Raw genomic sequence first — 20,323 nt, forward strand, 5'->3', positions numbered from 1 at the left:
GACAGGAGGCCGGGGGCGCACGGCTGTCCGGGGGGTGATGCCGTGCGCCTCCGGCGTCTACAGAAATGTAGACGTTCAGTGGGTGGTGAGTCCAGCCGTCCGGCGACGAGACCGCGCGGAGAGCGCCAGGGCCACTGCCATCAGTACGGCCAGGGCCAGGCTGACCGGGCCGGTGCCCAGGCCGATGCCGCCGCGGTCCGCGCCGACGCCCAGCCAGTCCGCGAACGAGGCGCCCAGCGGGCGGGTCAGTACGTACGCCCACCAGAACCCGGCCACCGGACCCACCCAGCGGGCCCGGGCCGCCACCGCCGGGACGGCGATCAGCACGGCGAAGCCCAGGCCGGCGACCAGGTAACCGAGGTCGAGGGTGGCCGCCGTCAGGTCGCCGAGCGCGGTGCCCAGGGCGAAGGTCAGCAGCACGGCCGCCCAGTAGAACAGCTCCCGGCGCAGGCCCGTCACCCGGTCGATCGCCAGCGAGCCCTCCACCAGGTGCCAGAGCAGGAACAGCGCCGCCAGCGCCGCCGCCAGCGAACCGGCCGACAGCGCGTACGGGACGCCGAGCGCGACGTGCGCCACGTCGGCGACCATCGTGCCGAACACGCTCACCAGCACGACCACCGCCCAGTACAGCCCGGGCACGCAGCGACGGGTGCGCAGCTGCACCAGGAGGGCGACGGCCAGCAGCAGGCCGGCGGCGCCCACCGCCAGGACCGGGTCGAAGGTCTTGGCGAGGAAGTCCGAGAGGGTCTCGCCCATGCCGGTGGTCAGCACCTTCACCAGCCAGAACCAGCCGTCCACGACCGGGACCTTGCTGGTGGCCCGGACGTCACCGGGCGGGGCGGGGCGGGGCGCGGTCGGCGCGTACGAGTGCGCCACGTCAGCCCTCCGAGCCGTCGACGGCGGTGTTGGAGGTCAGCTGGCCGTCGGTGCCGTCCACCGTCACCAGGTGGCGCACGCCGTCCTGGCCGACGACCGTCACGGCCCAGGCCGCGCCGCCGCCCTGTTCGGTCACCCGCCGCAGCGACTCGGCGCGGCCGCCGGGGACGGCGGCCTGGGCCTTCTCCAGGGCGGCCGAGGCGGCGAGCGAGGGCAGCGGGGCGGGCGCCTGGCCGTGGCCGTGCCCGCGCTCCTTCCCGTGCGCGTGCCCGTTCCCCTTCCCCTGCTCGTTCGCGTTCCCCTGCTCGTTCCCGTACTCGTGCCCGTTTCCGTCCTCGGTCCGGGCCGCCGCCCCACGGTGTCCGTGCCCGCCCTCCCCGTGCCCCTCGTGCGCCGCCGCCGCGACCGCGAGCCCGCCCCCGGCGAGCAGCGCCACCGCCGCCACCGACGCGGCCATGCGGCGCTCCCGCCCGCCGGTCCAGGCGAGCAGCCGCTCCGCGCGGCGGCGCCGGGGCGCCAGCGGCGGCGTCTCGGGGATCTCCGGCTCCCCGGGCTGCGGGGTGGTGGACGACAGGGGATCGGTCATCGGGGGCACTCCTTGCCTCGTGCGGCTGCTGCGCTCAGCGCCGGGCCCGGTACCGCCCGGGCCGCGCCCGGCGATCATGGCGGACCGTACCTGAACCTGCGCTTAAGGCGGGTCGGGAGCTCTCAGGAGCACCTGGCACCCTGAACGGATGCACATACTCGTCGTGGAGGACGAACACCGGATGGCCACCGCGCTGCGGCGCGGGCTGGAGGCCGACGGGCACACCGTCGACACCGCCCACAACGGCCCCGAGGGCCTCGCCCTCGCCGAGCGCCACCCCTACGACGTGATCGTCCTCGACATCATGCTGCCCGGCCTCAACGGCTACCGGGTCTGCGCCCGGCTGCGCGCGGGCGGGTGCCGGGCCGGCATCCTGATGCTCACCGCCAAGGACGGCGAGTGGGACGAGGCGGAGGCCCTGGACACCGGCGCCGACGACTACCTCGCCAAGCCCTTCTCCTTCGTCGTGCTGCTCGCCCGGCTGCGGGCCCTGCACCGGCGGATCGACCGGCAGCGCCCCCGGCTGCACACCCTCGGCGACCTGGTGCTGGACGCCAACGCCCGCACCTGCACCCGGGCCGGCACCCCCACCCACCTGACCGCCCGCGAGTTCGCGATCCTGGAGCACCTGGCCGCCCGGGCCGGGACGGTGGTCTCCAAGCGCGAGATCCTCGACCACGTCTGGGACGCCGACCACGACGCCGACCCGAGCATCGTCGAGGTGCACGTCCACGCCCTGCGGCGCAAGATCGACGCACCCTTCGGGCGGGCCGCCCTGCAGACCATGCGCGGCGCCGGCTACCGGCTCGACCCGGCCGGCGGCTGACGTGCCCGGACCTCGGCGACTCCCGTACGCACTGCGCCGGTTCGTCCCCCGGACGGTACGGGCCCGGGCCACCGCGGCCGCCGGTACCGTGCTGGCCGCCGCGCTCGCCCTGGCCGGGGCCGGACTGCTCGCCGCCGTCCACGCCGACCTGGTCGCCTCGGCCGCCTCCGCCACCCGGCAGCAGGCCGAGTCGGTCGCCCAACTCGCCGTCCAAGGACGGCTGGTGCCCGTCCTGCACCCCGCCCACGGCACCGACTTCCTCCAGGTCGTCGACGCCCGCGGCACCGTCCTCGCCGCCAGCCCCAACCTGGTCGGCCGCCCGGCCCTGGCCACCGCGCGGCGCACCGGCTCGCACACCACCGACGAGGTCGACCCGCTGTACGACCACCACCGCCAGCGGCTCGCCGCCGTCACCGCCGACACCCCCGACGGGCCGGTCACCGTCTACGCGGGCGCCTCGCTGCGCGCCGCCGACGAGGCCATGGACATCACCCAGGCCGGGCTGGCCGTCGCCTGCCCGCTGCTGCTGCTCACCGGGGTGGTGGTCACCTGGAAGGTCACCGGGCACGCGCTGCGGCCGGTGGAGGCGATCCGCGCCGAGGTCGACGCCATCACCGGGCAGGACCTCCACCGCCGCGTCCCCGAACCCGGCACCGCCGACGAGATCGCCCGGCTCGCCGCCACCATGAACGCGATGCTCGACCGGCTGGAGGCCTCCGGCCACCGCCAACGGCAGTTCATCGCCGACGCCTCGCACGAGCTCCGCAGCCCGCTCGCGGTGCTGCGCACCCAGCTGGAGGTCGCCGACACCCACCCGGACCCGGCGGTCCGGGCCGAGCTGGTGCACGGTGCCCTGGCGGACACCGACCGGCTGCAGAACCTCGCCACCGACCTCCTGCTGCTCGCCCGCCTGGACGCGGGCGGCACCGACGACCGCCCCCGCCAGCGGATCGACCTCACCGACCTGGTCGCCACCACCGTCCTCGCCCGCCCGTCCGGCCCGCACCGCCGCACCACCGACCTCGCCCCCGAGGTCGCCGTCGACGGCATCCCGCTCTGGCTCGGCCGCCTGCTCACCAACCTGCTGGACAACGCCGACCGCCACGCGGCCACCACCGTGCACGTCCGCCTGGGCACCGACCCGGCGCGCGGCCTCGCCCTGCTGGACGTCGAGGACGACGGCCCCGGCATCCCGCCCGCCGACCGCGAGCGGGTCTTCGAACGCTTCACCCGCCTGGACGACGCCCGCTCCCGCGACCACGGCGGCACCGGCCTCGGCCTGCCGATCGCCCGCGACATCGCCCGCCACCACCACGGCACCCTCACCGTCACCCCGACCCCGAGCGGGGCTCGGCTCACCGCGGCGATCCCGCTGGCGGCTGACGTCCGAGGACCGGTGCTCCGTCGGTGACCGGGGGCGGGAGGCGTACCCGGAAGGCCCTATGCTGCGGGCATGCCGAGTGAGCTGCGAACTCTTCGGGCCGACGCCGACCCCGCCTTCATCCGGCGGGAGACGGAGCTGACGCCCGTTCCCTTCGTGCCGGAGATCCGCCTGCACATGGCGCAGGACGCCATCGCGCTGTGGGAGACCACCGAGCGCGAGCGCGGCCGGGACGGACTGCCGCCGCCGTTCTGGGCGTTCGCCTGGGCCGGTGGGGTGGCGGTCGCGCGCTACGTGCTGGACCACCCCGAACTGGTGGACGGGCGCGCGGTGTTGGACATCGCCGCTGGGTCCGGACTGGTCGGGGTGGCGGCCGCTTTGCGCGGGGCGAGGGAGGTGCGCGCCGCCGAGATCGACGCCTACGCGGTGGCCGCGATCGGACTGAACGCCGAGGCCAACGGCGTACGGGTGGCGGGCGCACTGGTCGACCTGGTGGACGGGGACGGCGCCCCCGCCGAGGTGGTGCTCGCCGGGGACGTCTTCTACGAACGGGCCATGGCCGCCCGCTTCCTGCCCTTCCTGGAACGCGCCGCCGCCCGCGGCGCCACCGTGATCGTCGGCGACCCGGGCCGGGCCTACCTGCCCCGCGAACGGTTCACCGCCGTGGCCTCCTACCAGGTGCCGGTGGTGGCGGACCTGGAGGACGCCTCGGTCAAGACCACCACGGTGTGGCGCCTCGGCTGACCGTCCACGGCGCGGAATTCCGAGCAGTACCGGGCAACTCCTTGCTAGACAGGCCGACATGAACGAAGAGATCGTGTTGCGGACCGCCGTGCCCGAGGAGATACCCGCCCTGCTCGCCCTCTGGGCCCGAGCCGCCAGGGGCACCAGCATCACCGACGACGCGGCGGGCGTGGCCGCGCTGCTCGCCCGCGACCCCGAGTGCCTGATCGTCGCCGCCCCGGCCGACGACCCGACCACCCCGATCGGCACCGTCATCGCCGGCTGGGACGGCTGGCGCTGCCACCTCTACCGCCTCGCCGTCGACCCCGAACACCGCCGCCGGGGCATCGGCGCCGCCCTGCTGGCCGCCGCCGAGGAGCGCTTCGCCGCACTCGGCGGGCGGCGCGCCGACGCGATGGTGCTCGACGACAACGCGCTCGGCCACCGCACCTGGCAGGCCGCCGGCTACCGGCCCGAACCCCGGTGGAGCCGCTGGGTCAAGCCGTTGCCCGCCTGATTCCGGCCGTCCGCGGTGCGGCGGACGGCGATCGCGCTCGGCAGGTCGGGGTGACGTGGGACGTGCGGCCCCCGGAGCAGGTGTCCGGGGCCGCACGTCAGTCCGCCCCGGGCCCTCAGCCGCGCAGGCGGGCCAACCAGGCCTCGACCTCGTCCGAGCCGCGGGGGAGGTCGGCGGAGAGGTTCTCGTTGCCGTCCTCGGTGACCAGGATGTCGTCCTCGATCCGCACCCCGATGCCCCGGTACTCCTCCGGCACCGTCAGGTCGTTCTCCTGGAAGTACAGGCCCGGTTCGACGGTGAGCACCATGCCCGGCAGCAGCGGGCCGTCGACGTGCTCCTCGGTGCGGGAGTGGGCGCAGTCGTGGACGTCGATGCCGAGCATGTGGCCCGTCCCGGCCAGGGTGAAGCGGCGGTGCAGGCCCAGCTCGTACACCTTGTCGGCGGGAAGGTCGCCGAACAGGCCCCAGGCGGTGAGGTGTTCGGCGAGCTCGCGCTGGGCGGCGTGGTGGAAGTCGCGGAAGTCCGCGCCCGGCCGGACGGCGGCGATGCCGGCCTCCTGGGCGGCGTGCACCGCGTCGTAGACCTTGCGCTGGATGTCGGTGAAGCGGCCGGAGACCGGCAGGGTGCGGGTCACGTCGGCGGTGTAGAGCTCGTTGGTCTCCACGCCGGCGTCCAGCAGCAGCAGGTCGCCGGGGCGGGCCTGGCCGTTGTTGCGCACCCAGTGCAGGGTGGTGGCGTGCGGCCCGGCGGCGGCGATGGTGCCGTAGCCGACGTCGTTGCCCTCCAGTCGGGCCCGGACGAAGAAGGTGCCTTCGATCAGCCGCTCCGGCGTCGCGGCGTCCGTGCCGAGGACGCGCACCACGTCCTCGAAGCCGCGGGCGGTCGCCTGGCAGGCCAGGCGCAGCTGGGCGATCTCGAACTCGTCCTTCACCAGGCGCATTCCGGACAGGAAGACCTCGAAGTCGGCGTCCCGCTCGGCGGTCGCCCTCTGCCGCAGGATCGCCTCCACCCCGGCGTCGTGCCCGCGCAGCACCCGGACCGGGGCGGTGGCCGCGGCGAGGTCGGCGCGCACGGTGCGGACGTCCCGGCAGGGCAGGCCGAACAGCCGCTCGCTCTCGGTCAGGCTGTTGCGGCGCCCGTCCCACAGCTCGCCGTGGCCGTCGAGCCAGAACTCGCCGCTCTCGATGTCGGAGCGGTCGCGCAGGTAGAGCACGGCCCGGTGGCCGCTGTCCCCGGTGGGCTCCAGCACCAGGACGGCGTCCTGGGACTGGTCGCCGGTCAGGTAGACGTAGTCGGAGGACGGGCGGAACGGGTAGTCGGTGTCGTTGGCCCGCACCTTGGGGTTGCCGGACGGGACCACCAGCAGCTCGCCCGGGAAGGCGGCGGAGAGCGCGGCCCGGCGGCGCTCGGTGTGGGCGGCCTGCGGGATCGGCTCCAGGGCGTGGCGCTCGGTGTCCGCCCAGCCGTGCTTCATGCTCTCGGCGAGTTCCTCGGTCACCCCGCGCGTGAGGCCGTTCTTGCGGTACTTGATGGGCGGGGCGGACTCGGTGGGCTGGGCGGGCTCGGTCACAGCGGACTCTCCAGAGGGGGATACGGCGCACCGTCGCGCCGACCTGCCGGGTACGTAACAAGCGTTGTGTACCGTATATCGAACGGGGTCCGAAGAGAAGGGGGCGGTGGGCGCCCGGGCCCGGCCGCCCCGCCTCATGCTCCGTCCGAGTCCCCCACCGTCCACTTCTCCCCGTCCACGAGGAGACCGAAGAACGCCCCCGCGAACACGGACAGCACCACCGGTGAGGCCGGGTGGTCCGCGGCGACGTGCGCGGGCAGGGTCATCGCCGCACAGGCGACGGTGCCCGCGCCGGCGACCCCGAAGAGGACCCACCACCAGTACCACCACGACCGGCCGGGCGGTGGCCCGGCGCGGCTGCACCGGGCCACCGGACCGTTCCCGGTCGAGGAAGGCCACTGAGGGCGTCGGGGAGGATCCCCGGCGCCCTCGTGGGCGCCCCGGCTAGCTCAGCTCGCTGAGCGAACTGCGCGCCCTCAGGCGCCGTTGAGGGCGTAGTTGCGGAAGGTCGCGAGCAGCGGGAGGACCTCGGTCTTGCTCGGGTCCTCCGTGACGGCCCGCATGGCGTCGATGACGGTGTGGGCGATGATCTTGGTGACGGAGAGGTCGTCGGCCTCGGCGACCGTGCCCCAGGCCTTGAGGGTCTGGGTGAGCAGGGCGCTCATCCGCGCGCCGATGTTGGCGCTGACGGCGTCCGACAGTTCGGCGATCTCCTCGTCGCTCATGCTGGACCGCAGGCCGAAGGCCAGCGCCATCAGGGTGTCCATCGCGTGCTCGCCGTACGCGGCGACCAGCGCCGGCAACGGCCGCTCGTCGGCCCCGCCCGCCGCAAGGGCGGACAGGGCCTCGTCGTCGTCCTTCCACGCCGCCTCCAGGGCGGCCAAGGCCCGCAGGGCCTCGTCCACGGTCAGCCCGTCTGTCATACCCGGAACGGTATTGAGCCGGTACCGCACCCCGCACGGTTTGGGCGCCGGGATCACACCTTCGAGGGACGCGGGCCCGGTTCCGGCCGGTGGACGTGTGCGAAGTGCTCGGCGTCCCAGGTGCCGCCCAGCCCAGGGGCCAGGGAGGCGAGGGCCACAGAAGCGAAGTCCTCCGCCGCGCCCGCCCGTTCCGGCAGGGCGCCGAGCAACGGGGCGCCGGCGGAGCGCGGCAGGTCGGCGAGGTTGCAGCGTTCGGCGAGGCCGGGGTCGGCCGGCCAGGAGCCGACCAGGACGCCGGCGAGCGGCAGTTCGCGGGCGGCGAGGGCCTCCGCCGTGAGCGCGACGATGTTCAGGGTGCCGAGCCCGGCGGAGGCGATCAGCAGTACCTCGGCCGGAAGGCCGGCGTCGAGGACGGCCCGGGCCTGGTCGGCGAGCGTACGCCCCTGGTCGTCGTAGCGGACCAGGAGGCCGCCCGCGCCCTCGACCAGGACCAGGTCGTGGGTGACGGCGAGGTCGGCGACGGCCGTGACCACCTCGGAGGGGGAGAGGCGGGGCAGGCCGGACCGCCGGGCGGCCGTGTCGGGGGCCAGCGGCTCCGGGTAGCGGGCCAGCTCGCGCACCGTCAGTTCACCGGCCAGCCGGGCGACTTCCGCCGCGTCGCCCGGCTCGCCGGGGGCCACGCCGGTCTGCCCGGGCTTGAGCACGGCGACCTTCCGCCCGGCCCGGAGCGCCGCCGAGGCGACGGCCGCCGTGGCGACGGTCTTGCCGACGTCCGTGTTGGTGCCCGTCACGAACAGGATGCGCGCGCTCATCCGGCCACCGCCGCGGCGGTCACGGCGGCAGCGATCCGTGCCACGTCCTCGTCCTCCGTCACGTAAGGGGGCATGGTGTAGATGAGGTCCCGGAACGGGCGCAGCCAGACGCCCTCGCGGGCCGCCGCCTCGGTCGCCGCCGGGACGTCCACCGGGTGGTCCAGCTGCACCACGCCGATGGCGCCCCGGACCCGGACGTCACGTACGCCCGGCACGTCCGAGGCCGCGGCCAGGCCCTCGGCCAGCCCGGTCTCGACGCGCTTGACCTGCACCGCCCAGTCCTGCCCGAGCAGCAGGTCCAGCGAGGCGTTGGCAGCCGCGCAGGCCAGCGGGTTGCCCATGAAGGTCGGCCCGTGTGCCAGTACGGGCATCTCGCCGCGGCTGATCCCGTCGGCGATCTCGCCGGTGCACAGGGCGGCGGCGAGCGTCAGGTACCCGCCGGTGAGGGCCTTGCCCAGGCACATCACGTCGGGGGAGACGCCCGCGTGGTCGGCGGCGAACAGCGCGCCGCTGCGGCCGAAGCCGGTGGCGATCTCGTCGAATACCAGCAACACCCCGTACCGGTCGCAGAGTTCGCGCAGCATCCGCAGGTAGGCGGGGGAGTGGAACTGCATGCCGCCCGCGCCCTGGACCACCGGTTCGACGATGACGGCCGCCAGCTCGTCGGCGTGACGCGCCATCAACTCCTCGAAGTGCGCCGCGTACCCGGGGTCGAGCGGGGCGTCGAAGCCGGCCGGCGGCTGCGGTGCGAAGAGCTGCCCGGGCAGCACCCCGCCCCACAGGTGGTGCATCCCGCCGTCCGGGTCGCAGACCGACATCGGGTGGAAGGTGTCGCCGTGGTAGCCGCCGCGCCAGGTGAGCAGTCGGCGCTTCTCCGGCCGTCCGGTCGACTGCCAGTACTGCAGGCACATCTTCATGGCGACCTCGACCGCCACCGAGCCCGAGTCGGCGAGGAAGACGTGCCGCAGCGGCTCCGGGGTGATCTCGACCAGCCGGGCGGCCAGCCGGACGGCGGGCTCGTGGGTGAGCCCGCCGAACATCACGTGGCTCATCCGCCCCAGCTGCTCGCGCAGGGCCTCGTCCAGGACCGGGTGCCGGTAGCCGTGGATGGCGGCCCACCAGGACGACATCCCGTCGACCAGCTCGCGCCGTCCGTCCGCGACGGGCTCCGCGAGGCGCAGTCGGACGCCCGAGGCGGACTCGACCACGTACGGGGTGACGGTGCCGGGCATCGGCCCGTACGGGTGCCAGACGTGCGCCCGGTCGAGGGCGAGCAGCGTGTCCGCGGACAGCTGGGACATGGTGAGGTCTCTCCGAAGTGTTCCGACGGCGGGCGCCCCGGGGCGCCGAAGCGTGCCTGGGCGCCGAAGGGTGCCGAAGGGTCAGGCGTTGGGGGCGAGTTCGGTGCCGGCGCCGCGACGGCGGACCTTGACCAGGTCGCTGCGCAGCTCCTCGTCCGTGCCCTCCTCGACCGGCGCGGGCTCCGGGTGGGAGTGCCCGCCGCACGGGCCGCAGCCGCCGCCGCTGCCGCAGGCCGAAGCGGCCGTCCCGCAGGAGCCGGCCGCGGCCGCCTCGGCGACGTCGGCGCGGTGGCGCGGCAGGGTGGCCTCGCCGGCGCCCTCGACCTCGAAGCCGGCGTCCTTGATCATGTCGAGGTCGGCCTGGCCGGCCTGGCCCTCGCTGGTCAGGTAGTCGCCGAGGAAGATCGAGTTGGCGATGTGCAGGCCGAGCGGCTGCATCGAGCGCAGGTGCACCTCGCGGCCGCCGGCGATCCGCACCTCGGTGTCGGGGTTGACGAAGCGGACCATCGCCAGGATGCGCAGGCAGCGCTGCGGGGTGAGGTTCCACTCCTTGGCGAGCGGGGTGCCCTCGAAGGGGATCAGGAAGTTGACCGGGACGGAGTCCGAGCCGAGCTCGCGCAGCGCGAACACCACGTCGACCAGGTCCTCGTCGGTCTCGCCCATGCCGGCGATCAGACCGGAGCAGGCGGACAGGCCGGCGCCGTGGGCCTTCTGCACGGTGTCGACCCGGTCCGCGTAGGTGTGGGTCTTGGTGATGGTCCCGTAGGTGTTCTCGGACGTGTTGAGGTTGTGGTTGTACGCGTCGGCGCCGGCCGCCTTGAGCCGCTCCGCCTGGTTGTCGGACAGCAGGCCGAGGCAGACGCAGATCTCGACCTCGGGGTCGGCGTCCTTGATGGCGGCCATGGTGTCGGTGACCCGGTCGATGTCACGGTCCGTCGGACCGCGGCCGCTGGCGACCAGGCAGACCCGCTTGGCGCCGCCGGCCACCCCGGCGCGGGCGGCGTCGGCGGCCTGCTCCGGCTTGAGCCAGGTGTACTTGAGGATCTCGGCCTTGGAGCCCAGCCGCTGCGAGCAGTAGGAGCAGTCCTCGGGGCAGAGCCCGCTCTTCAGGTTCACCAGGTAGTTGAGCTTGACCCGGCGGCCGAACCAGCGGCGGCGCACCTTGCCGGCCGCGGCGACCACGTCGAGCAGCTCGTCGTCGGTGGTGGCGAGGACGGCGAGGGCTTCCTCGTGGGTCGGGACTTCGCCGCGCAGGCCCTTGGCGGTGAGGGTATCGAGCAGATCCATGGGGCCGATCCTGCCTGCTGGCGTCGGAACGGCGCCAGAGCAAACCCACCAGAAGATCCCCGGAAGGATGTGCCGATTGCCACAGTGTCGAAGCTCACGGCGTCGGCGCTGGTCACGCGCTTGACGGAGGGCCGGAAGCGAGGTTACCGGCGGGTAGTGCGAGGGCGTCCGGAGCGAAGATCGACAACCCCCCCACCCAGTGACCCACGCCACCCGGGGGGTGCTTAGAATCTGCGCCATGACCACGCAGGGGGAGCGCACCCCGACTCCGGGAGAGGGCCAGGACGGCCGGGCAGGACTGCGGACCGGCGGGGGCGCCGAGGACACTCCCGCGGCGGGATCCGCAGGCACGGCACGCGGGCGCGGCCCCCGGCTCACCCCCCGCCGGGCGGTCGGCTGGGTCGTCGTGGCCGTCGTGGTCGTGGCCGGCGGATGGGTCATCACCCGCCCGACGCCCGGCGACTACATACCCGGCCTCGGCCCGTCCAAGGCGGACTCCGCCCGCACGCCCCCGGTGGTGGGCGCCGCCCCGCCGACCACCGATCCCGAGGCCCTCAACGCCGGCAACCTGTTCCCCGCCCAGCGCCCGGTCGAGGTCGCCGGCTACAAGGCCCGGCGCGGCGGCATCCGGCAGGGCGAGAAGTGCGACGAGGTGCTCCAGGACCGTACCCAGGAGCTGCTCAAGGACAGCGGCTGCCAGGCCTACCTGATCGTCAGCTTCACCGGCGTCGACCACCCGGTGTGCAGCAGCGTCACCCTGCTGCGCTTCGCCGATCAGGCCGCTGCCGCCAGGGCCGCCGACACCCTGCGCGGCAAGCCCGGCGCGGTCGCCTTCATCCTCGCCGACACCAACTTCGCGCCCGCCCCGTCCGCCGGCAGCGCCAAGCCGGGCAGCGAGGCCCGGGTCGAGGCGGTCGGCCACTACGTGACCGTCACCAGCTCCCGCCCCGGCGACGCCCGCCCGGCCGACACCGCCTCCTCGAACCCGGCGCCGTCCACCCCGACGCCGACCGCCTCCGGCGGCGAGCCGAACCTGGACGAGGCCACCCGGGCGCTGTCTTACGCGGCGGGTCAGCCGTTTGTCTGGATGTGACAAACGCCAAGGGGTCCGGCGCGCTAGCGCCGGGCCCCTTTTGACGGTCACTCAACCGCGTTCCCGACGGGAGGCCAGCCGCCGAGCCGGTCCACCGCCGTCACCCGCAGCACCGCCCGGCCCTCCTCGTCCGAGCCGTACAGGTCGACCTCGGCGCTGATACCCCAGTCGTGGTCGCCCTCCGGGTCGTCGAAGATCTGCCGGACCTTCCAGGCGGAGTCCTCCTCCTCGATGATCAGCATCTTCGGGCCGCGCGCGTCCGGGCCGGTGCCCAGGTCGTCGTACTCGTCCCAGTAGCCGTCCATCGCGTCCGCCCAGCGGTCCGCGTCCCAGCCGTACTCGCCGTCCAGCTCGCCGAGTTCGTCCCAGTGCTCCAGCGCGCACAGCTCGACCCGGCGGAACATCTCGTTGCGCACCAGCACCCGGAAGGCGCGGGCGTTGGCGGTGACCGGGGCCGGCTTGTCGTCGAGGGTGACCTCGGCGGTGGCCGCCTCGGTCGGGTTGGCCAGCTGCTCCCACTCGTCCAGCAGGCTGGAGTCGACCTGGCGGACCAGCTCGCCGAGCCAGGCGATGACGTCCTTGAGGTCGTCGGTCTTCACGTCCTCGGGGACGGTCTGCTCCAGCGCCTTGTACGCACCCGCCAGGTAGCGCAGCACGATGCCCTCGGTGCGGGCCAGCTCGTAGAAGCCGACGTAGTCCGAGAAGGTCATCGCCCGCTCGTACAGGTCACGGACGACGGACTTCGGCTGGAGCTGGTGGTCGCCGATCCACGGGTGCGCCCGGCGGTACACGTCGTACGCGTGGGTGAGCAGCTCCTCCAGCGGCTTCGGGTAGGTGATCTCCTGGAGCCGCTCCATCCGCTCCTCGTACTCGATGCCGTCCCGCTTCATCTCGCCGACGGCCTCGCCGCGCGCCTTGTTCTGCTGGGCGGCGAGGATCTGGCGCGGGTCGTCGAGGGTCGCCTCGACCACCGAGATCACGTCCATCGCGTACGAGGGCGAGGTCGGGTCGAGCAGCTCGAAGGAGGCCAGCGCGAAGGTGGACAGCGGCTGGTTGAGCGCGAAGTTCTCCTGGAGGTCCAGGGTCAGTCGGACGATCCGGCCCTCGGCGTCCGGCTCCGGCAGCCGCTCCACCACGCCGCCCTCCAGCAGCGAGCGGTAGATCGCGATCGCGGTGCGGATGTGCCGGCGCTGGGCCGCCCTGTCCTCGTGGTTGTCGGTGAGCAGCTTGCGCATCGCCTCGAAGGCGTTGCCCGGGCGGCCGATCACCGACAGCAGCATCGCGTGACTCACCTTGAACCGGGAGACCAACGGTTCCGGGTCGGCGGCGATCAGCTTGTCGAAGGTCTCCTCGGTCCAGCCGACGAAGCCCTCCGGCGCCTTCTTCCGGACCACCTTGCGCTTCTTCTTCGGGTCGTCCCCGGCCTTGGCGATCGCCTTGTCGTTCTCGATCACGTGCTCCGGCGCCTGGGCGACCACCTGGCCGACGGTGTCGAAGCCGGCCCGGCCCGCGCGCCCGGCGATCTGGTGGAACTCACGGGCGCGCAGGATGCGCACGCGCTGCCCGTCGTACTTCGACAGGGCGGTGAACAGCACCGTGCGGATCGGCACGTTGACGCCGACACCGAGCGTGTCGGTGCCGCAGATCACCTTCAACAGGCCCGCCTGGGCGAGGCGTTCGACCAGTCGGCGGTACTTCGGCAGCATGCCCGCGTGGTGCACGCCGATGCCGTGGCGGACGTAACGGGACAGGTTGCGGCCGAACTTGGTGGTGAAGCGGAAGTTGCCGATCAGGTCGGCGATGGCGTCCTTCTCCGCCTTCGAGCACATGTTGATGCTCATCAGCGACTGCGCGCGCTCCACCGCCTCCTTCTGCGTGAAGTGCACGACGTAGACCGGCGCCTGGCCGGTCTGCAGCAGCTCCTCCAGGGTGTCATGCATGGTGGTGCGGCGGTACTCGTAGAACAGCGGCACCGGACGGGTCGCGTTGCGCACCACGGTGGTCGGGCGGCCGGTGCGGCGGGTCAGGTCCTCCTCGAAGCGGCGGACGTCGCCCAGCGTCGCCGACATCAGCAGGAACTGCGCCTGCGGCAGCTCCAGCAGCGGGATCTGCCAGGCCCAGCCGCGGTCCGGCTCGGCGTAGAAGTGGAACTCGTCCATCACCACCTGGCCGATGTCGGCCCGGGCGCCGTCCCGCAGCGCGATCTGGGCCAGCACCTCGGCGGTGCAGCAGATGATCGGCGCGGTCGGGTTGACGCTCGCGTCGCCGGTCATCATGCCGACCTGCTCGGTGCCGAACATCTTCACCAGGTCGAAGAACTTCTCCGACACCAGCGCCTTGATCGGCGCGGTGTAGAAGGTCCGCTGCCCCTCCGCCAGCGCCGCGAAGTGTGCGCCGGCCGCCACCAGGGACTTCCCCGACCCGGTCGGCGTCGCCAGGATCACGTTGTTCCCGGAGACCAGCTCGATCAACGCCTCCTCCTGCGCCGGGTACAGCGTGATCCCGCGCTCCTCCGCCCAGGCTGCGAACGTCTCGTACAGCGCGTCGGGGGTGGCGGGCTTCGGCATCAGATCAAGGAGGGTCACCCGGCTATCTTGCCTGCTCGCCGCCACCCCGGGCAAAGCCCGGGATCACTCGACGGGAACGGTCGGGGCGGTGTGGGCGAGCCGGGGGGTGTTGGCGCACCTGTACGCGCCCGGGGCGGCCCGCGCGATCTTCAGGGCGACATCGGCGTACGTCTGCCGGATCCTGGCACGGGGCGCGGCGGAGACCCAGGGCTCGCCGTCGACGGAGACCTGGACGTACGCCGGGTCGGCCTCGGCCTTACGGAGCTCCGGCGGCAGCTGGTAGCCGCCGCACCGGACGTACAACCGCACCCGGGGCGACTTGTCGCCGCCCGCGTCGGCCACCCAGCCCACTGTGTCGGGGCCGAAATCCAGTGGCATGGTGCGACCGGCCTCCCGGGTGTCCTTCTGTCGGTCGGCGTCGATCCCGTCGTACGCGGGAGAGACGGTTGCCGACAGCAGGACGTCGGCCGTCGTGTGCTGCCCGGCCCACCAGACTTCGCACTTGCCGTACCGGTCGCCGTTGACCGGGTCCGACGGGGTTGCCATCCGGTCCTGACGGGTGCCCTCGTAGCCACGGCCGTCCGGGCCCGCGAGCACCTTGAGCTGGTCCTTGGTGACCAGGGACCAGCAGGCGCTCTGCGGCAGCTCCACCTCCTGCCAGGGCTTCCACGCCCACAACCCGCCGCCCACGGCCGCCGCGGCCGCGAGGGCGACGGCGGCGTGCCAGGGGCGGACCCGGGACCGGCGCCGGGGCGGGTCGTCCGGGGACGGCGGGGTGATGTGGGCGACGTCAACCATGTCTCAACACTCTCGGTCGTGGCCTGGGTGCGGCGTCCGGGGCCTAGTTCTTCTTGGGGAAGGCGGTGGCGAAGGAGTCCCAGCCGCTGCCGTAGCCGGTGTTCTCCTCCTGGGCGGCTCGCCGGGCCACGTCGTTGATGTAGTTCGGGTCGGCGCCCGTAACGCAGCCGGCGTCGCGGACCGCGTTGAGGATCGCCTGCTGGGAGTTGGCCTCGGCGTTCTGCTTCGCGGTGACGGCCTCGTCGCTCGCGGCGTTGTGGGTGTCCACCTTGTAGCCGGCGGCGACGTTGTCCATGATCTGGTTGGCCACGTTGTCAATGCCCTCGCCGATCAGGGGCGCCCGCTCCTTCAGCGCGTCGCCGGCGAACGACCAGAGCTGGCCGGCGAGTTCCCGCTTGGTGTCGATGGCGGCGTTGTACTCGGCGTCGCTGGCGGTGTGCTTGTTGTACACCACGTCGACCATGGCGCTCGTGATGAGGCCGTTGACCTGACCGGCCGGCTTGGCGATGTTCTCGACCGCCACGGCCAGGTCCTTGTGCAACTCGGGGTGGGCCAGCACGTCCTGGATCTGGGCGGTGGTGTAGGCCTGCTGCCCGGCAGCGATCGAGGCGTAGGCGTCCGGGTTCCGGCCGAGTGTGCCCAGCAGGCGTTCGACCTCGCCCGTCTTGAAGAGGTGCGAGTCGGCGCCCGGTCCTTCCAGGGCGCCCTGGATGTCGCCGATGTAGTTGGCGGTCATGTTGCCGAGGCTGCCGTTGAGGTTCGAGAACCTCCGCCGTTGAGGAGGTCGGGACCGTCGGCGGTGCCGAACCTGGTCACAACCTGTTGCATGACGGCGTTCATGTCGCTGGTGTGCGGAGGGAACTTGCCGTGCACGTCGTCGTACGCCCGGCCGGTGGTCGCGGCCTCCAGGGCGTGCCCCAGGGAGGTGACGTCGAAGGGGTCGGCGGTGCCCGGGTTCGGCCGGGGCGGGTACTGCTGGTCGAGCAGCAGGGACCGGGAGCCGTTGTCGGTGAGCATCTTGAGATAGGTGTTCTCGCCGCCGTGGCTCTTGACCGTGCCGTCGGGGTTGTACGTCGTAGGCGTGTCGTGGAAGAACTTGGTGGCTGCTTCAGGGCTGTGCCCGAGTGCGTCCAGGACGGCGGACATCGGGTTGACGCCGCGGACATTGCCGTCCTTGTCGGGCACGCCGATGAACTTGAGCTCGGTGAACGGGTACGAGGCCTTCGTCGCGGCGTCCCAGCGCATCGGATTCTCGTTGGTCAGCTGGGTGACGTGCGCGGCGATCGGGTCGAGGAAGTGCGGGTCGTACTTCCCGTTGCGCAGCACGTTGGCGAGGATCTGGTAGCCGTACGGGCTGTGCGCCGGGTCGGCACCGGGGGGCACGGGGATCTGCGTGGCGCCGGCGGCTCGCAGCTTGGTCTCCCAGTCGTCCGAGACGTGGAACGGCTGCTTGGTGTCGGTCGCGGTGGCCAGGGTGAGGCCGAGGTCCTTCTGGATGCCCTTGACGGCGGCGCTGCGGGCCGGGCTGTTGGCGTAGTCCCCGCTCTGCGCCATGGCGCCGTACTTCGCCAGGAAGGTCGCCGGGTCCTGGCCGCCGTAGAAGCTGCTGGCGAAGCGGGGGTCCTGGTTGTAGTGGTCCAGGATGTTCTGGAGGTTCTTGATTTGCGCGTCGGTGGCCTTGTCGCCGAGGCTGAGGATGTAGGTGGCCATCCTGGCCTCCTCCTCCGGGATGCCGCCGGCCGGATGGGCGTTGAAGGCGGTGCCGTCACTGCCGGTGTCGTCGCCCAGGGCCCTGGCGGCGTCGAGGTCGGCCTCGGTGGCACGGTCGATCGCGTCGCCGATGGCCTTGGCCGCGGAATCGGCCTTGGCCTTCCAGCTCCTGCCGTACTCCGGGTCGCGCTTGTCCTCCTCGGTCGTGGGCGCGGGCCAGCTCACCGCGCCCTCGCCGTTGACGGTGAGGCCGGCCGCGGTGGCGTCGTGCAGGGCATTGGCGAGGTCCTGCTTGGCGGCCGTGATCTCGGTGTGGGCGTCCCGAAGGGTCTTGGCCAGTGCCGAGGCCTCCTCGAAGGCGGCGTGGATCTGGTCGCGGGCCCAGGTGAGCTTGGCGTTGGCGAGGCCGGCGGCGTCACCGTGCCAGCCGGACTCGTGATGGTGCCGATGACCTCGTTCTGCATCCGCTGGGTGAGGTCCCACTTGCGGACCAGGGCCTCGAAGTCGCCCGCCGCCGAGTCGAGGCTGCTGAGGTCGACCTGCTGGAGCTGGCTGAATGTCACCATGATCGTGCTGCTTCCCCCCGCTTGTGCTGCGGCTAGCTCTTCGCGCCCTGTGCCTTGTCGAAGCCGGCGTGGATGTCGCGCTCGGTCTTGTCGTACGTCTGGGCGGTGGTCTGCAGGTTCGTGCCCATGTCGCCCACGGTGCCCTTCAGGAAGTCGACCTGACTCGACCACGTGCCCCAGGAGCCGGTGAGTGCGCCGCCGAGGGACCACCCCTTCAGTGCGCCGGCCGCGGCGGCGACGTGGTCGCCGGGCTGGCCGCATTCGGACGTGACGGAGTCGCGCAGCGCGAAGGCGTTCTGGGCAGCCTGCTGGAGCATTCCGGTGTTGACCGTCACGGCTGCGCCGCCGCCCGCCGGGTTCAGCGAGACCGGGGCGGCGTTGCTGCCGGCCAGGTCCGGGAACTGCTTCTTGGCCGCTTCGGTCAGATTGCCCTTGTCGTCGAAGAGTCAAGGATTCATTCGACGCTCGAATTCGAGGTCTGTCACGTGTCCGCCCCCAGGTGTAGATCGCCATGGAGCGTACCCGAAAGTATTGCCGTCCTGGTGGCACCTGTTGTCAGGGTGAGCGAAGCGGCAGTAAGTGGGGAAATAGGGAATGTCTCTTTGATTCACATCAGGTAAACAAAAGGTGAATGGCGACAAGAAAGCCCTGCCCATGCTGTGTGGAGTCGCACATTGCCGCCGTCTCGCGGGGCGTGCCAGAGTGCCGGGCATGACCCTCCCGCTCACCTCCGCACCGCACACCGCCGCCGGGCCCGCCCCGGCGCACGTCTTCGACTGGCTCGACGAGGCCGCCGAGTTGCGCGCCGACGCCGGGCTGACCCGCAGGTTGCGCAGTCGTCGGGCGGAGGACCAGGTGCTGGACCTGGCCGGGAACGACTACCTGGGGCTCACCCGGCACCCGGTGGTGACCCGCGCTGCGGGGGAGGCGGCGCTGCGGTGGGGCGGCGGGGCGACGGGCTCGCGGCTGGTCACCGGCACGACCGCGCTGCACACCGAACTGGAGCAGGAGCTCGCCGAGTTCTGCGGGGTGGAGGCCGCGCTGGTGTTCTCCTCCGGGTACACCGCCAACCTCGCCGCGCTCACCGCGCTGACCGACCCGGACACCCTGATCGTGTCCGACGCCTACAACCACGCCTCGCTGATCGACGGCTGCCGGCTCGCCCGGGCCGATGTCCACCGGGCCGCGCACAGCGACCCGGCGGCCGTCGCCGAGGTCCTCGCCGGGCGGACCCAGCGGCGGGCCCTGGTGGTCACCGACTCGGTGTTCTCGGTGGACGGCGACGCGGCGCCGCTGCCCGGGCTGTCCGGGGCCGCCCGGGCGCACGGGGCCGCACTGCTGGTGGACGACGCCCACGGACTGGGCGTGCTCGGCCCCGGCGGCCGCGGCGCGCTGGCCGCGGCCGGGCTCGCCGGGCAACCGGACACCGTCGCCACCATGACGCTGTCCAAGTCCCTCGGTTCGCAGGGCGGCGCCGTGGTGGGCCCGAGCAGGGTGATCCGCCACCTCACCGAGACCGCCCGTACGTTCATCTTCGACACCGGCCTCGCCCCGGCCGCCGCCGGCGCCGCCCTCGCCGCCCTGCGCCTGCTGCGCGCCGAACCGGAGCGCGCCGACCGGGCCCGCGAGGTCGCCCGCACGCTCGCCGCCCGCCTCACCGCCGCCGGCCTGCGAGCCTGCGAGCCGGACGCGGCCGTGGTCTCCGTCCGCGCCCCCGGCCCCGAGGCGGCCGTCACCTGGGCCGCCGACTGCCTCCACGCGGGCCTCGCCGTCGGCTGCTTCCGCCCCCCGTCCGTCCCGGACGGCATCTCCCGCCTCCGTCTCACCGCCCGCGGGGACCTCACCGACGCCCAGATCGCGGGCGCCGTCCGGATCGTCGCCGACCTCGCCCCCGCGGGCGCGCGGAGCGAATAACCGCTTGGCGGAAGGGGCCGGCTGGGGGAACCCTGGCGGGATGGCCGATCTGATCTGGGACGACGTGGCGTACATGTTCGACCCGAGCGACGGGGCGACCCTGCCGGACCTGGGCGTCGACGACACCACGGCGACCGACTGGCAGGCGGTGCTCGACGAAGCCGACCGGGTTCTGGTGCAGTGAGGCCCTACGGCTGCCCCACCACCAGCAGCGCCTCCGCGCCGACCGGCCGGTAGCCGGCGGCCTGGAAGGCGCGGACGCTGGGGGCGTTGCCGGGGGCCTGCTGGGCCCAGACGACCGCGCCGTCGGGCAGCAGGTGGCGGGCGGCGGTGGCGAGCGCGCGGCCGAGGCCGCGGCCCTGGGCGTGCGGCTCGACCTCGATGGCGGCCTCCCAGCGGCCCGCCACGCCGCGGCCGAGGATCAGCACACCGCCGTCGGCCTCGTGCACCCGGACGTCCTCGCGGTAGCGCAACGCCCGTACCACCCGGGGGTGTTCGCGGTCCTCGACCGGGGCGAGCGGCAGCGGCGGGGCGCCGGGGAGGCGGTCGGCGACGGTGAGCAGGTCGATGTTGTTGACGGTGCGCCCGGTGCGCTCGGCGAAGGCGGTGAGGAAGGGTGGGCAGAGCGGTGCGGACAGCGGGTCGCCGCCGGCGGCGGCGAGCGTCTCGCGAACCCACTCCGGGGCCTCGTCGGTGAACACCACGGCGTGGGCGGCGAGGGCCAGCACCCCGGCCTCGCGCGGCGCCGGCTGCGGCACCACGGTGACCGCCCCGTCCGGCGGGGGGAACACTCCGCCCGCCGCGTCCGCCAGGATCTCCGCCAGCCCTCGCACACCCATGTCCGTTCCCTCCCGGAGAAAAGTCGTCCCGCTC

21 protein-coding genes are annotated in these 20,323 nt (G+C 73.3%); 7 read left to right on the forward strand and 14 right to left on the reverse strand.

Going from position 1 to position 20,323, the window contains the following annotated elements; all coding sequences use genetic code 11:
- Positions 1-75: 75 nt before the first annotated feature.
- Together ACH4J0_RS11210 and ACH4J0_RS11215 are read right to left on the reverse strand one after the other, a co-directional pair.
- Positions 76-876: a hypothetical protein gene (locus tag ACH4J0_RS11210; RefSeq protein ID WP_396238589.1), complete on the reverse strand. Its 801-nt coding sequence runs from the start codon at positions 874-876 to the stop codon at positions 76-78.
- A 1-nt stretch (position 877) separates the two neighbouring features.
- A complete protein-coding gene (locus ACH4J0_RS11215; protein WP_396238591.1) occupies positions 878-1,462 on the reverse strand; it encodes a hypothetical protein in 585 nt (194 codons plus the stop codon).
- A gap of 148 nt (positions 1,463-1,610) precedes the next feature.
- On the opposite strand from ACH4J0_RS11215, the gene ACH4J0_RS11220 reads away from it, so the two are divergent.
- From ACH4J0_RS11220 to ACH4J0_RS11235, 4 genes are read left to right on the forward strand one after another with little or no spacing between them, the layout of a single operon-like run.
- On the forward strand, positions 1,611-2,288 hold the full coding sequence (locus ACH4J0_RS11220) for a response regulator transcription factor (protein ID WP_396238593.1): 678 nt from the start codon (positions 1,611-1,613) through the stop codon (positions 2,286-2,288).
- A gap of 1 nt (position 2,289) precedes the next feature.
- The gene (locus ACH4J0_RS11225; protein WP_396238595.1) at positions 2,290-3,699 is read left to right on the forward strand and encodes a sensor histidine kinase; all 1,410 of its coding nucleotides are present in this window, start codon (positions 2,290-2,292) and stop codon (positions 3,697-3,699) included.
- Positions 3,700-3,741: 42 nt separating this feature from the next.
- Complete coding sequence (locus tag ACH4J0_RS11230) at positions 3,742-4,413, forward strand: class I SAM-dependent methyltransferase (protein WP_396238597.1); 672 nt, start codon at positions 3,742-3,744, stop codon at positions 4,411-4,413.
- Between the two features lie 58 nt (positions 4,414-4,471).
- Positions 4,472-4,909: a GNAT family N-acetyltransferase gene (locus ACH4J0_RS11235; RefSeq protein ID WP_396238599.1), complete on the forward strand. Its 438-nt coding sequence runs from the start codon at positions 4,472-4,474 to the stop codon at positions 4,907-4,909.
- A gap of 115 nt (positions 4,910-5,024) precedes the next feature.
- Here ACH4J0_RS11235 and ACH4J0_RS11240 read toward each other — a convergent pair whose 3' ends face one another.
- The 6 genes from ACH4J0_RS11240 to bioB all read right to left on the reverse strand — a co-directional run bounded on the left by ACH4J0_RS11240 (position 5,025) and on the right by bioB (position 10,802).
- Positions 5,025-6,479 (reverse strand): aminopeptidase P family protein, encoded by a 1,455-nt coding sequence (locus ACH4J0_RS11240; RefSeq protein WP_396238601.1) that lies wholly within the window; start codon positions 6,477-6,479, stop codon positions 5,025-5,027.
- Between the two features lie 134 nt (positions 6,480-6,613).
- The gene (locus ACH4J0_RS11245; RefSeq protein WP_396238603.1) at positions 6,614-6,850 is read right to left on the reverse strand and encodes a hypothetical protein; all 237 of its coding nucleotides are present in this window, start codon (positions 6,848-6,850) and stop codon (positions 6,614-6,616) included.
- Positions 6,851-6,955: 105 nt separating this feature from the next.
- On the reverse strand, positions 6,956-7,402 hold the full coding sequence (locus tag ACH4J0_RS11250; RefSeq protein WP_396238605.1) for a hypothetical protein: 447 nt from the start codon (positions 7,400-7,402) through the stop codon (positions 6,956-6,958).
- Between the two features lie 53 nt (positions 7,403-7,455).
- On the reverse strand, positions 7,456-8,214 hold the full coding sequence (gene bioD / locus ACH4J0_RS11255) for a dethiobiotin synthase (RefSeq protein ID WP_396238607.1): 759 nt from the start codon (positions 8,212-8,214) through the stop codon (positions 7,456-7,458).
- Entirely contained in the window at positions 8,211-9,515 is a 1,305-nt protein-coding gene (locus tag ACH4J0_RS11260) for an adenosylmethionine--8-amino-7-oxononanoate transaminase (RefSeq protein ID WP_396238609.1), read from the reverse strand. The genes bioD and ACH4J0_RS11260 overlap by 4 nt, the downstream gene beginning before the upstream one ends.
- Before the next feature lie 81 nt (positions 9,516-9,596).
- Positions 9,597-10,802 carry a biotin synthase BioB gene (gene bioB / locus ACH4J0_RS11265; protein ID WP_396238611.1) on the reverse strand — a complete coding sequence of 402 codons (1,206 nt, stop codon included), beginning with the start codon at positions 10,800-10,802 and terminating at the stop codon, positions 9,597-9,599.
- A 238-nt stretch (positions 10,803-11,040) separates the two neighbouring features.
- On the opposite strand from bioB, the gene ACH4J0_RS11270 reads away from it, so the two are divergent.
- Positions 11,041-11,895, forward strand: a complete 855-nt coding sequence (locus ACH4J0_RS11270) for a hypothetical protein (RefSeq protein WP_396238613.1) — start codon at positions 11,041-11,043, stop codon at positions 11,893-11,895.
- A gap of 47 nt (positions 11,896-11,942) precedes the next feature.
- Here the strand turns inward: ACH4J0_RS11270 and ACH4J0_RS11275 are convergent, their stop codons facing one another.
- From ACH4J0_RS11275 to ACH4J0_RS11295, 5 genes are all read right to left on the reverse strand, one after another.
- Entirely contained in the window at positions 11,943-14,462 is a 2,520-nt protein-coding gene (locus ACH4J0_RS11275) for a DEAD/DEAH box helicase (RefSeq protein WP_396238953.1), read from the reverse strand.
- Positions 14,463-14,525: 63 nt separating this feature from the next.
- The gene (locus ACH4J0_RS11280) at positions 14,526-15,260 is read right to left on the reverse strand and encodes a hypothetical protein (protein WP_396238615.1); all 735 of its coding nucleotides are present in this window, start codon (positions 15,258-15,260) and stop codon (positions 14,526-14,528) included.
- Between the two features lie 43 nt (positions 15,261-15,303).
- Positions 15,304-15,996, reverse strand: coding sequence for a hypothetical protein (locus tag ACH4J0_RS11285; RefSeq protein ID WP_396238617.1), 693 nt, complete (start codon positions 15,994-15,996; stop codon positions 15,304-15,306).
- The gene (locus ACH4J0_RS11290; RefSeq protein WP_396238619.1) at positions 15,993-17,453 is read right to left on the reverse strand and encodes a hypothetical protein; all 1,461 of its coding nucleotides are present in this window, start codon (positions 17,451-17,453) and stop codon (positions 15,993-15,995) included. Before ACH4J0_RS11290 ends, ACH4J0_RS11285 begins: the two co-directional genes overlap by 4 nt.
- Positions 17,454-17,568: 115 nt before the next feature.
- Complete coding sequence (locus tag ACH4J0_RS11295) at positions 17,569-17,871, reverse strand: hypothetical protein (RefSeq protein ID WP_396238621.1); 303 nt, start codon at positions 17,869-17,871, stop codon at positions 17,569-17,571.
- Between the two features lie 376 nt (positions 17,872-18,247).
- Between ACH4J0_RS11295 and ACH4J0_RS11300 the strand changes: the two genes are divergently transcribed.
- Positions 18,248-19,450, forward strand: coding sequence for an 8-amino-7-oxononanoate synthase (locus ACH4J0_RS11300; RefSeq protein WP_396238623.1), 1,203 nt, complete (start codon positions 18,248-18,250; stop codon positions 19,448-19,450).
- Positions 19,451-19,490: 40 nt separating this feature from the next.
- A complete protein-coding gene (locus ACH4J0_RS11305; protein WP_396238625.1) occupies positions 19,491-19,634 on the forward strand; it encodes a hypothetical protein in 144 nt (47 codons plus the stop codon).
- Between the two features lie 4 nt (positions 19,635-19,638).
- Here ACH4J0_RS11305 and ACH4J0_RS11310 read toward each other — a convergent pair whose 3' ends face one another.
- Positions 19,639-20,289: a GNAT family N-acetyltransferase gene (locus ACH4J0_RS11310; RefSeq protein WP_396238627.1), complete on the reverse strand. Its 651-nt coding sequence runs from the start codon at positions 20,287-20,289 to the stop codon at positions 19,639-19,641.
- Positions 20,290-20,323: the final 34 nt, after the last annotated feature.

It is taken from the genome of Kitasatospora sp. NPDC017646 (assembly GCF_044329365.1).
GTDB lineage: Bacteria > Actinomycetota > Actinomycetes > Streptomycetales > Streptomycetaceae > Kitasatospora.